Here is a 12,868-nt window from a genome sequence, read left to right on the forward strand (position 1 = left end):
GTAACTGGCCCTTCTTTTCAAGCCTTTATTCTATAACAAATAAACTACCTGTCATGGACCTGTCACGAAGCGCTGCATGGAGTGCCCTCGCCTCACACCAGCATGAAACAGAAAGAATGCACATGAGGGAGTTGTTCCGGAACGACTCTCAGCGGTTTGAACGATTTTCTCTCAGTTGCGGGGAACTGCTTCTTGACTATTCAAAGAACCGGATAACCCCGCGCACCATGGAGCTGCTGGTTGAACTTGCTCGCCATGCAGGAGTGGAAGCAAAACGGCGCGCGATGTTTGAAGGCAAGGCTATTAACTCAACCGAAAATCGTGCGGTGCTCCATACGGCTCTTCGCAGGCCTTCAGGATATGCACTTGAAGTTGAGGGTCTCAATCTGTCAGATGAGATTGCCGATGTCCTTTTGCAGATGAAAGGGTTCTGTGAGCGGATTATATCAGGAACCTGGAAGGGTTATACCGGTAAAGTACTGACCGATGTGGTCAATATCGGTATCGGAGGCTCCGATCTCGGTCCCTGTATGGTCACAGAGGCACTTCGCCCCTTTGCTCATGGAGGACTTCAGGTGCATTTTGTTTCCAACATTGATGGCACCCATATCACCGAAACCCTGAAAAAACTCGATCCGGAAACAACCCTGTTTATTATTGCCTCCAAAACCTTTACAACACAGGAGACACTTACCAATGCCCTGAGTGCCCGTGAGTGGTTTTTAAGGTGTGCCGTCAGTGAATCGCATATTGCAAGGCATTTTGCCGCCGTATCGACCAACAGGGCAAAGGTTATCGAGTTTGGAATTGATGAGGCCAACATGTTCAGATTCTGGGACTGGGTAGGGGGGCGCTACTCCCTCTGGTCTTCCATCGGCCTCTCTATTGCGCTCTATCTCGGTTTTGAGCGATTTGAAGAGCTCCTTCAGGGAGCCTGGGCGATGGATGAGCATTTTCAGAACGAACCGCTTGAGCATAATATCCCTGTTCTGCTCGCACTGCTCGGCATCTGGTACAATAACTTTTTCGGTGTCTCCTCACACGCAGTCATTCCCTATGACCAGTATCTTCACCGCTTTCCGGCCTATCTCCAGCAGCTTGATATGGAGAGTAACGGCAAGAGGGTCAACAGGGATGGTAACACCGTAGATTATGCGACCGGACCGGTGATCTGGGGTGAGCCCGGTACCAACTCCCAGCACGCTTTTTTCCAGCTTCTGCACCAGGGAACCGGATTTATTCCTGCAGATTTTATTGTGCCGCTTACAAGTCAGAATCCGGCAGGGGAGCATCATGATATTCTGCTCTCCAACTGCTTTGCCCAGACCGAAGCGCTTATGAAAGGTAAAACCGCCGAGGAGGTCCGTCTTGAGCTTGAGGCTGCGGGAATGGAGCCTTCCGCTCTTGAAGCGCTGCTTCCGCACAAGGTTTTTCAGGGTAACAGGCCGACCAACACCATTCTCCTCAATGAACTCACGCCATTCAATCTTGGCAAGCTCATCGCCATGTATGAGCACAAGGTCTTTGTTCAGGGTGTGATCTGGGATATCAACTCCTTTGATCAATGGGGTGTTGAGCTCGGCAAACAGCTTGCAAAAGCGATCTATCCGGAAATTCAGGGAACGCAAACGGTTACCGCTCATGACTGTTCAACCAATGCGCTGATCAATGCCTATCGGGAGGCGAGGAGGAAATAATAACCTGCATTTGTTTTTCATCCTGTACACAGAAAAGCCGCCTTTTTGAGGGCGGCTTTTCTGTGTCTATTTTTCGATGTAAAAGAAGAACTAATCTTTGTTGTACATGGAGTCGTCACCACTCTCGCCGGTACGGATACGGTAGGACTCCTCAATAGTCCAGACGAAAATCTTGCCGTCACCGATTTCGCCGGTATAGGCTGATTTCAAAAGACAGTCAACAGTTTTCCGAAGATTGATATCGCGAACAACAATAGAGAGCGTCAGTCGTGATATGTAGTCGGTATCGGCAGAGCCGCGGAAGACATCCTTCTTTTTTCTCTCATTACCCACTCCGTATGTTTCGGTATAGGAGAAAAAGTCAATATCAATGGCATGCAGTGCGGCTTTTACCTCTTCAAATTTGGAGCGCCGTATAACGGCTTCAATTTTTTTCATAATCGATAAATTTTTAGTAATTAATGCGCCATCTCATGAGAGCCTGCAATAATCACGATATTCGTGTATAAGAATCAAAACATCACCTTTTTACAGCATCTCAACGAATGAAACAGGAGAATACTCTTTTCCTGTTTTCATTCTGTTGTAACTCACTCAGTTGGAGTAGGCTTCTGCACCATGCTCGAACACATCCAGTCCTCCAATTCCGGTTTCAGCTTCAGGCTCGACACGAAGTTTGAATGGATAGGGTAATGTATTGATGACGAACATCAGAATCATGGCAACAGCAAAGGTTGTAAGAGTAATGATTGCGCTTCCGGTGAGCTGCGCAAGGAATACATTCCATCCGCCACCGTAGAAGAGACCGGCTACAGGAGCCGCGTTATCAGGACCGAGAGGTGTTGCAAAACCGTACTCTCCACTGGCAAACAATCCGATAGAAAGAGTGCCGAAAATACCATTCATTCCGTGAACCGGAACAGCTCCGACCGGATCATCAATACGGAGATACTCCAGAAGGTAGATACCACCAAACACAATCGCACCTGCAATAAGGCCGATGATGATCGAACCAAACGGAGAGACCCAGTAGCAGGGAGCGGTGATTGCGACCAGACCGCCAAGCAGACCGTTCACCGTAAAGCCGACGTCAAACTTCCCTTTGAATGAGCCGAAATAGAAGGCTAAAAATATGGCGCTGAGTGCTCCGGCACATGCCGCGAGTGTCGTATTTGCTGCCACGCGGCCAATACCAACTGCATCCATAGCCGATAGCGTGCTTCCGGGGTTGAATCCGTACCATCCGAACCACAAGAGGAAAGCACCTGTAACGGCAACCGGCAGGTTGTGTGCTGCTGGCAGTCCACCTCTCGCTTTGTCGTCACGAAGGAATACACGACCGATACGTGGCCCTAAAACAATAGCTCCGGCAAGGGATACTACACCGCCGATGGTATGCACAACTGTTGAACCGGCAAAGTCACGGAAAGGGTTACCAAGTTCAGGCAGGAAGTTTCCGGGAGTACCCATGGTTACAAGAAAACCGTCCGGACCCCATGCCCAGTGACCGATGATTGGATAGATAAATGCCGTCACACAAATACTGTAGAGAATATCTCCACGGAAGCTGGTACGTCCGATCATAGCACCAGAGGTGATGGTTGATGCGGTATCGGCAAATGCAAACTGGAAGACCCAGTGAGCAAGCAATGCTACACCGGTTGATCCATAGGTTGCCGGTGTACCCTGCAGAAAAAACCACTCCTGGCCGATAAAGCCATTGCCGGTACTGAACATGAATGCGTAGCCGATAGCCCAGAATGAGATACCGCAGATTGCCGTATCAAGCACGCACTCAATAAGCACGTTCACCGTTTCACGCTTTCTGGCGAAACCGGCTTCAAGCATGACAAAGCCGGCCTGCATGCCGAAAACGAGTGCCGCGGCGACCAACGTCCAGACCGTGTTAATTGCGTTGATGATATTGGTTTCAGCCGGGGAGTAGGCATCTGCGGCCATTGCCGGAACACCGATAACTCCCGTCAACATGTTCATGGACAAGAGGACAACAAGAAGCCCGATCATCTTGCCGGCAAAGATGGTAGCCCCGAGTTTCCAGTTTTTCTGTTTTACCAGATTCTCCCTGATCCGGGCGAAATACTGCCCCCTTTCGAGATTGATAGTTCCTGAATTCATGGTATTGATTTTTGAATGTTTGCTAATTACGCAATAGTTCTGTTGTTACTTTCAGATTGGCAGCTCTTTACACGGCAAAAGGCAAGTCCATAGCTCTCACTTCATTGACTTTTGCGTGATAACAAGAAAAGCCGCCCTGCAGAAAGGCGGCTTTTCTTTGTAGGGTAGAGTTCCTTGCGTATTACTTGGAGAGCGGCGTCTCAGAGTTTTTGTCAAGTCTGATACCGCAATAGCCTTCAACTCCCATTTCAGGAATATCAAGACCGTCAAGTTCATCTTCAGGCTTGACCCTGTTGCCAATAACAAGATCAATCAACTTGAAGACCACCCATCCTAATGCACCGATGTAGATGATATTGGCCGAGATTCCTATGAGTTCAGCATAAAGCTGACCGGGGTTGCCGTAAAAGAGTCCGGTAACCGGACCGGCTACACCGTTCAGGCCTGCGCCATAGGTGCCGTCAGCAAAGAGACCAAGAGCAATACACCCCCATGCGCCATTGACACCGTGAACTGCAACTGCACCAACCGGATCATCAATTTTGAGCACTTTCTCAATGAAAAATGCAGCTTCAATAACCAGAATACCGGCAATCAGTCCGATCAATGCCGCCACCTGAACAGTGACAAACGCACAGGGAGCTGTAATCGCCACAAGACCGGCCAGAAGTCCGTTGATCATCATGGTTGGATCAGGCTTTTTGGTCTTGAACCACCACATGTAGAGCATTGCGCCAATAGCACCGGTTGCCGAAGCAATCATAGTGTTAACAGCAACGATACTCATGCGAAGATCTGTTCCTGCAAGGGTTGAGCCGGGGTTGAAACCGAACCAACCAAAAGCAAGGATAAAGGTACCAACAATAGCCATAGGGATGTTGTGACCCGGAATGGCATTAGGTGAACCATCTTTATTGAACTTGCCGATTCGAGGTCCGATAACAATCGCGCCGACCAGAGCAAGTACACCACCGGTAAGGTGAACCACCGATGAACCAGCGAAATCAACATGTCCATTGCCGAGGCCAAACTGGTTGCCAAGCTGGGAGAGCCATCCGCCGCCCCATACCCAGTTACCGTAAACCGGATAGAGTATCGTGCCTACAAAAAAACCGTAGGCAACGAAGGATGAGAACTTCCAGCGTTCTGCCATCGAGCCGGTCGGTATGGTTGCCGTGGTATCCATGAAAACCATCTGGAAGAGGAAGAGCGCAAAAACACTGACATCATAGACTCCACTGAGGAAGAACCCCTTTGTGCCAAAGAGTCCGAAAGTGTGTCCGAAGAGGCTTATTGCAAACTCCTGGTTCAGGCCGTCATAGCCTCCAAGCGTTGCAAGCGGTCCGACTCCGCCAAACATGATTCCGAATCCGCATATAAAAAATGCGAGCATTCCTATAGGATAGATCATCATGTTCATCGACATGGTGTGTGCCGCATTTTTTGCCCTTGTCAGGCCGGCTTCGACCATGGCAAAACCTGCCTGCATGAACATGACAAGAAAACCGGTTATCAGGACCCACATCATGTTGATGGAGACCTTGTTTTTTCCGATCTGGTCAGTTATTTCAGTTGCTGTAGGTGAACCGGCAGTTGCTGCAGTAACATCAACGGTAAGGCCGGTTGTTGCTCCACTTGGATCCAGGGACTTCAGTGCATATGCATCGCCTCCCACCACGATGCAGAGAGTCAGGAATACACCTGACAGAATAATAAGTAGTTTCTTTGACATTGGCCTGTTTGTTGAAATTGTAAAACGTTTAATACCAGGATGATCTCTCTTTTATTCAGTCCTTGTTGAAAAGTGATTCATCACCGCTCTCTCCAGTCCTGATTCTGTAGGACTGAACGATTTCGGAAACGAATATCTTCCCGTCGCCAACCTCACCGGTATAGGCGGTCTTAAGCAGACAGTCGATAGTTTTCTGCAGATTGACATCGCGAACAACAAGGGAGAGATATCTCCGGGATATGAATGATGTATCCCTGACTGTTCCCCGGTATATTTCAGTCTTGTGCTTTGTGTCATTGCCCTGGCCCGTGACATCCCACCAGGTGAAGAAATCAATGTCGATGTCATGCAAAGCTTTTTTGACCTCTTCATACTGGCTTGATCGTATGATAGCTTCGATTTTTTTCATGATGTAGTTGGTTACTTTTCTTTTTCTTGAATCAATCCCTCTGTTTTGCCCCGCTGAAGCTGATATTGATGATCGCGGGAGATCAAGCAGGAGATTACAGCATTATTTTTATCTGTCTTTTGCCCTTTATCAGCTCATTACCTCCTTTTTTTAGGGAAAGCGGATGTTATTGTTAATATTTTAGGATCAGCTCAATAATAACTGAAATTTATTAATAATAAAATACAATTATGTAAATAATGTTAAGATTTTTCACGTTTCTCATGAAGATCCGGTGCTCCTGGTGTTAATTCTCCTTATATTTTGAGGTGATAATTGCTTTTTTAAAGATAAATGCACGTCGCAAAAACGGAAGGGCGGAGCGTTCCGATGAAGAAACAATGCCGTAAAACAATGTTTGGAGAAGCGTTGCATTTTATTTATGCATCGATTTTTAGCACATTGAAGTAATGAAACTATCATCTTATATACATGGACGTATCAGCAGAAAGCTGTTAGCTTTTTTCTATGGCATCATCCGACGAACCCGTTACTTTAATGGAACTTCCCGGCAGTTTTTCAAGCTTACTCTCGATTATCTTCTTGTTCAGCTCAATCTTAATCAGGACATCCCGTTTTTATTTGTTGCTGTCATCGTCGGCCTTCTGACCGGTTATGTTGCTGTGGTTTTTCATGATGCCATTGTGACGATAAGCACCTTAAGCTTTACCGGTCTTCGATCATTCGGCAAACATACCTTCATCGACGACTACTGGAAGGTTCTGCTGCCCTTCATCCCTGCCTTTGGGGGACTGATTGTAGGGCTCTACAACGCATTTATAGTAAAAGCAAGGCCCGGGCATGGACTTGCATCGGTCATCAAGGCTGTGGCACAAAATGATGGTATTATTGACCGCAAACTCTGGTTTCATAAAAGTATTACATCGGTTGTGAGTATCGGTTCAGGAGGTGGTGGCGGTCGTGAAGCTCCAATTGTCCAGGTTGGCGCTGCAATCGGTTCAACAGTAGCCCAGTTGCTCCGGTTTTCGCCTAACAAGACCCGTACACTCCTTGGTTGCGGAGCAGCAGCAGGGCTGGCTGCTGTATTCAATGCACCCATTGGCGGTGTAATGTTTGCTGTTGAAGTGCTGCTGGGAGATTTCAGCGTCAAAACCTTCAGCCCCATTGTTATTGCGGCTGTCATTGGTACCGTACTTTCGAGAAGTTTTCTTGGTAACTCTCCGACTTTTCAGGTTCCCGAATACGCTCTGGTGTCGAATACCGAACTGCTGTTTTATTGTCTGCTCGGTATACTTGCCGGCCTTTCAGCCGTGATGTTCATTAAAATTTACTACGCTATCGAGGAGTGGTTTCAGAGAGTCGAAAAGAGATGGAAGATACCTGTATGGGCGATGCCTGCAATCGGCGGCCTAATGAGTGGGGTTATCTGTATCTGGTTTCCGGGGCTCTATGGATTTACCTATGAAGCAATAAATAATGCAGTTCATGGGAGTGAAAGCTGGAATAACATGATCGGTATTTATCTCTTCAAACCTGTTGTTGCCGGTCTCAGTATCGGTTCCGGAGGATCAGGCGGGATGTTTGCTCCAGCCATGAAAATGGGTGCAATGCTTGGTGGAATGTTCGGCAATATTGTTCATATGTATTTCCCTGCAATAACAGCCACATCAGGCGCTTATGCTCTTGTCGGTATGGGTGCATTAACGGCTGGTATTATGAGGGCGCCGTTGACCGTTATACTTATTCTTTTTGAAGTGACCGGTCAATACGAGATTGTGCTGCCAATCATGTTTGCTGCTGTTACCTCATCGCTGATTGCCCGGCTTGCCTATCGTCATAGTATGGAGAGCTATGTACTTGAAAAGGAGGGTGTTCGAGTAGGGTTTGGCATTGCTCTATCAGTTGCAGAACATATCAGTATTGCTGAAGTCATGAAAACAGACTACGTGACATTCAGCGATTCAGAGAGCGCTGCAAATATGATCGATGTTTTTTTTAATACACCGGAATCAAGCTTCCTGGTTACAGATAATCAAGGTATGTTTTCAGGAATCATCAGCCTTGATGAGATGAGAGCACTGCTGAGAGAGGATTTATTGGTAGGACTCATTGCTGAAGATATTGTCAAGAAGGATGTGCCTGTCCTTTATGAAACCTCAAAACTTGATGAAGCACTGAAGCTTTTTGAAATCTCTGATTATGATATGCTGCCGGTTCTTGATACAAACAACGGCAAACTGCTTGGAGTGGTCCGCCAGGAAGAGGCTTTTGCCTTTTATCGGAAGCAGCTCAATCTTTACGGGTCTGACCAGTATGAAAGTCAGAGATCATGATTTCCCACTTATTTAATTCATCTGACTTTTTTAACAGATACTTTTTATGAAGCAATCAACTGGGTATTTACACTTGATCGTATTAGGGCTTACCGTTATTTTCTGTACATCAACAGGTCTGCCCCTTCAAGCTGCTGAAAGTATAGAGGGGGTAAAGAGTGCAACACTTTTAGCTGTTCAGCCATCAAACCAACTGCCTCCACTCTGGCTTGTCACCCCGTTTGCAGCGCTTTTGTTCATGATAGCGACAGGACCTCTCCTCTTCCATCGCTTCTGGGAGCGGAACTATCCGGTTGTTTCGACAGGTCTGGCTCTTCTTGTGGCGGGTTACTATGGTTTTCTCGTAAAGAACGGGCTCTCCGTTCTGGAGCATACCCTTGAAGAGTACATCTCGTTTATAGCCCTGATCTCATCCCTCTTTGTGGTATCCGGGGGAATATTGATCAGGATTGAGCGGAGAGGAACTCCTCTTATTAATGCCTTGCTGCTCTTTACCGGAGCGGTGATTGCAAATCTCGTTGGAACAACCGGTGCATCCATGCTGCTCATACGTCCCTATATGCGCATCAATGACGGCCGATTGAAGGCGTTTCATATTGTGTTTTTCATCTTTATTGTCAGCAATATCGGTGGGGCACTAACTCCGATAGGTGATCCACCACTCTTTCTCGGATTTTTAAAGGGTGTGCCGTTTTTCTGGGTTCTATCCAAAGTATTGTTACCGTGGGTCATTACGGTCTCAGCACTGCTCATCATTTTTATCATTCTTGATGCAAAGGCAGGAGTTGGTGATCTGAGAGGTGTCGAATCAATCGAAGGAGGAGGAGTGCGTATTACAGGAAAGCGAAACCTGATTTTACTCGCCGGTATTATCTGTGCGGTCTTTCTTGACCCGGCCGTGATCGCGGGGTTTCCCAGTCTTCAGGAGCTTTTTCATCTGCCGTTCGGCATCAGGGAAGTGCTCATGTTTATGATTGCTCTTCTTGCCTATAAATTCTCGAATCAAGACGCATTCAAGGGCAATGAGTTCAACTTTGAGCCCATAAAAGAGGTTGCATTTCTTTTTATAGGTATTTTCGCCACCATGATTCCTGCGCTGGCTCTTATTGGTGATTTTGCAAAAACACATGCCAGTGAGCTCTCGGTATCCCGTTTCTACTGGATGACCGGCGCGCTTTCGGGTGTTCTTGATAATGCCCCCACCTACCTTAATTTCTTTGCCGGTTCATTGGGGAAGTTCGGCCTTGATATCGGACTCTCCTCTGATGTTAAACTCTTTGCCAACGGCGTGGCCTCTCCGGTTTCGGGAGATCTCACGTCGGATATCTATCTTATGGCTATCTCGGTTGCTTCGGTCTTTTTCGGCGCCATGACCTACATTGGCAATGCTCCGAACTTCATGGTGAAAAATATTGCAGCACAGGCCGATGTTGAGGTTCCGGATTTTCTGGAGTACATCTACAAATACTCGCTGCCGATACTTTTGCCGTTTTTTATCCTTCTCTGGCTGCTGTTTTTCAATGCCTGACCACCTTCTTGTGAAGCCCGCCCTGCCGATTTCACAAAGAAATAGAAGAGAGGGGAATCGTTATACCATACAAAGCCGCAACGGGGTTCATTGCGGCTTTGTTGGTAGTGATACAAACTGAGAGCGCAGAATCAGAAACCGTTGCGTTTGAAAATGGTATCGACGCTGGTTTTCAGTTTCCCGAGAATGTGATCCGCGCTGAAGAGTTCTGCTATCTCTTCCGGGGTGAAGTTTTTCATCAGCTCCTCATCCCCGAGAACCAGCTCACGCAGGTGAACTTTGGTTGACCAGCTCTCCATGGCATTGCGCTGAACCATTCTGTAGGCATCTTCACGGGTCAGACCCTTGGCGGTAAGAGCCAGCAGGAGTGTCTGGGAGGTAGTCAGACCGTAAGAGGAGTTGAAGTTCTCCTCCATTCTCTCCGGATAGACCAGCAGGGTAGTGAGTGCCTCGCTGAAGGTGCGAAGCATGTAGCAGAGTGCGGTCGTAGAGTCCGGCATGATGATGCGCTCAACCGAGGAGTGGGAGATATCCCGTTCGTGCCAGAGTGCAACGTTCTCCATTGCTGCAATGGAGTTGGAACGCACAACACGGGCCATACCGGTAAGGCGTTCAAAGGTGATCGGATTTCGCTTGTGCGGCATCGCGGAACTGCCTTTCTGGCCTTTGCTGAAAAACTCTTCGGCTTCACGCACTTCCGTTCGCTGAAGGTGACGCAGCTCAACAGAGAATTTTTCAATGGAAGAGGCTATGATCGCCATGGTTGTAGCATACTCGGCGTGGCGGTCACGCTGAAGGATCTGTGTCGAGATCGAAGAGGGTTCGAGCCCGAGTTTACGGCATACTGCCGCTTCAATATCAGGGGAGAGATGCTGATAGGTGCCGACAGCACCCGAAATCTTGCCGACAGAGATGGTTGCAACCGCTTTCTCCATCCTTTCAAGGTTCCGGAGCATCTCCTGGTGCCAGAGCAGCAGTTTCAGGCCGAAGGTGGTCGGTTCAGCATGGATACCATGGGTGCGGCCCATCTCAAGGGTGTATTTGAACTCCTGCGCCCGTTTTGCAAGGACTTCAACAAGACTCTTGATATCAGCAATAAGGATTTTACCGGCATCGCGCATCTGCATGGCGAGGCAGGTATCAACAACGTCAGAGGAGGTGAGCCCCTCATGAATATATCGGGAGTGAGGGCCGACATATCCGGCAACGTTGGTCAGAAAGGCAATAACATCGTGCTTGGTCTCCTTTTCGATCTCAAGGATCTCCTCAACGTTGAAGGTTGCCTTTTCGCGGATGACCGCAAGGGCCTCAACAGGCACAAGTCCGGCTTCCATCCGGGCCTCTACTGCCGCGATTTCAAGCTGCAGCCAGCGCTGAAATTTCGCCTCTTCTGTCCAGATTGCCGAGATCTCTTTTGGTGAATAACGTGGTATCAAGGTTTGATGTGTTTAGTGTGTTAGGAGTAATTAAAACTGTTTGCCTTATCAGACAGGAACTGCGTTCTGTTCTTACCGGATGGCGATAATGCGAGCAATATAATGAGCTCATCAGAGAAAAACCACACTCCGGAACAAGAGCTGTTATTTGCGTCCGGAAGTGTTATCTGTATCTGAAAGCGCCCTGAAAATCTCTTTTATGTAGGCAAGCGCAGCCTCACGGTCGTAGGGAATAAGACCGTCTATAACGGCATTTTCCATCTTTTTTTTGATCATCCCGACAACCCTGCCTTCTCCAAGACCGAGTGTCTCCATAATATCCTCTCCGCTGATGGGTGGACGCCATCGGGCAAGCAGATCCTTCTCACCAACTTCAGCAATTTTCTTCTCCACATTATTGAAGTTGCTCATGATCTGAATAACCTTTCTCGGATTTTTGCTGGTCACATCAGCCCGGCAGAGATTCATGAGATCCTGCAGATCCTCACCGGCATCAAACATAAGCCGTCGTATGGCCGAGTCGCTTATCTCCTCTTTTGAGAGCGGAATAGGACGGTGGTGCAGGCGCACCATTTTCTGTACATAGTCAAGCGGATCAAGAGGCCATCGCATTTGACGGAATATTTTGCCGACAACCCTGACACCCACGGCATCATGACCGTGAAAGCTCCATCCTGCAGATTTGCTGAAGCGTTTGGTTGCAGGCTTGGCTATATCGTGAAGCAGTGCCGCAACTCTGAGCCAGAGGTTATCACTGTGTGCCGCAAGATTGTCTATCACCTGGAAGGTGTGAAAGAGCGTATCCTTGTGGCCCATTCCATCCACCTGCTCAATACCCGCCATCGCTGCAACATCAGGAAGTATTTCATGCAGCAGCCCTGTTTCGTAAAGAATGATCAGTCCGACCGATGGACGGGAAGCCTGCATGATTTTGAAAAACTCATGGCTGACCCGCTCGATTGACACGATCCGAATCCTCTCATGCATGCTTTTCATGGCGGCTAAAACGTCAGGAAGAAGCCTGAAATCGAGCTGTGCGGCAAATCGGGCAGCCCGCATCATGCGCAGCGGATCGTCGGAAAAGGTCTGCTCGGGATCGAGCGGTGTTTTCAGAATGCCCGAATGGAGATCATCAAGTCCGTTGAAATGATCGATAATATCGTTTCGGCCATCCCGGTTGAGCACCATCGCAAGCGCGTTAATGGTGAAATCACGACGGGATAGGTCATCATCGAGTGTTCCGATCAGCGTTACCGGTTTTCGTGAATCCGGATTGTATGACTCTTTGCGTGCTCCGACCAGCTCAACCTTGAACGGGCCATGCAGCGTATCAGAGAGTTCAAGTTGCGCTGTACGAAACCGTTCGAACAGAACAAAATTCCGGCCATGCAGTTCACTTTGTACCATTCTGGCAAAAGGAACCGGATCACCGGTCACCATAATATCGATATCGCTGCATGGCCGCTGCATAAGGAGGTCCCGGACATACCCGCCGACAAGGTAGCAGTTCAGTCTGCTGCTGTCAGCGAGGTCGCCGATACGGTAAAGTATTTCGGGTAGTGTGAATTGAGCGCGTGTTGTCATTACTGGTCTGCTG

Annotated in this window: 9 protein-coding genes; 3 read left to right on the forward strand and 6 right to left on the reverse strand. The window is 48.2% G+C overall.

Going from position 1 to position 12,868, the window contains the following annotated elements; translation table 11 throughout:
• Positions 1–53: 53 nt before the first annotated feature.
• Entirely contained in the window at positions 54–1,697 is a 1,644-nt protein-coding gene (gene pgi / locus G9409_RS07075) for a glucose-6-phosphate isomerase (protein WP_166808105.1), read from the forward strand.
• A 90-nt stretch (positions 1,698–1,787) separates the two neighbouring features.
• Here the strand turns inward: pgi and G9409_RS07080 are convergent, their stop codons facing one another.
• From G9409_RS07080 to G9409_RS07095, 4 genes are all read right to left on the reverse strand, one after another.
• On the reverse strand, positions 1,788–2,135 hold the full coding sequence (locus G9409_RS07080; protein ID WP_166808106.1) for a P-II family nitrogen regulator: 348 nt from the start codon (positions 2,133–2,135) through the stop codon (positions 1,788–1,790).
• Between the two features lie 156 nt (positions 2,136–2,291).
• Positions 2,292–3,833: an ammonium transporter gene (locus G9409_RS07085; protein ID WP_166808107.1), complete on the reverse strand. Its 1,542-nt coding sequence runs from the start codon at positions 3,831–3,833 to the stop codon at positions 2,292–2,294.
• Positions 3,834–4,014: 181 nt separating this feature from the next.
• Complete coding sequence (locus G9409_RS07090) at positions 4,015–5,565, reverse strand: ammonium transporter (RefSeq protein WP_166808108.1); 1,551 nt, start codon at positions 5,563–5,565, stop codon at positions 4,015–4,017.
• A 55-nt stretch (positions 5,566–5,620) separates the two neighbouring features.
• Positions 5,621–5,974 (reverse strand): P-II family nitrogen regulator, encoded by a 354-nt coding sequence (locus G9409_RS07095; protein ID WP_166808109.1) that lies wholly within the window; start codon positions 5,972–5,974, stop codon positions 5,621–5,623.
• A 449-nt stretch (positions 5,975–6,423) separates the two neighbouring features.
• Between G9409_RS07095 and G9409_RS07100 the strand changes: the two genes are divergently transcribed.
• Positions 6,424–8,307, forward strand: coding sequence for a chloride channel protein (locus tag G9409_RS07100; protein WP_166808110.1), 1,884 nt, complete (start codon positions 6,424–6,426; stop codon positions 8,305–8,307).
• Between the two features lie 46 nt (positions 8,308–8,353).
• Positions 8,354–9,835: a sodium:proton antiporter gene (locus G9409_RS07105; protein WP_166808111.1), complete on the forward strand. Its 1,482-nt coding sequence runs from the start codon at positions 8,354–8,356 to the stop codon at positions 9,833–9,835.
• Positions 9,836–9,966: 131 nt separating this feature from the next.
• On the opposite strand, the gene purB is transcribed toward G9409_RS07105, so the two are convergent.
• Together purB and G9409_RS07115 are read right to left on the reverse strand one after the other, a co-directional pair.
• Entirely contained in the window at positions 9,967–11,271 is a 1,305-nt protein-coding gene (gene purB, locus G9409_RS07110) for an adenylosuccinate lyase (RefSeq protein WP_166808112.1), read from the reverse strand.
• 144 nt (positions 11,272–11,415) lie between these two features.
• Positions 11,416–12,855, reverse strand: coding sequence for a CCA tRNA nucleotidyltransferase (locus G9409_RS07115; RefSeq protein ID WP_166808113.1), 1,440 nt, complete (start codon positions 12,853–12,855; stop codon positions 11,416–11,418).
• Between the last annotated feature and the right edge of the window lie 13 nt (positions 12,856–12,868).

It is taken from the genome of Candidatus Chlorobium masyuteum (genome assembly GCF_011601315.1).
Lineage (GTDB): Bacteria > Bacteroidota > Chlorobiia > Chlorobiales > Chlorobiaceae > Chlorobium > Chlorobium masyuteum.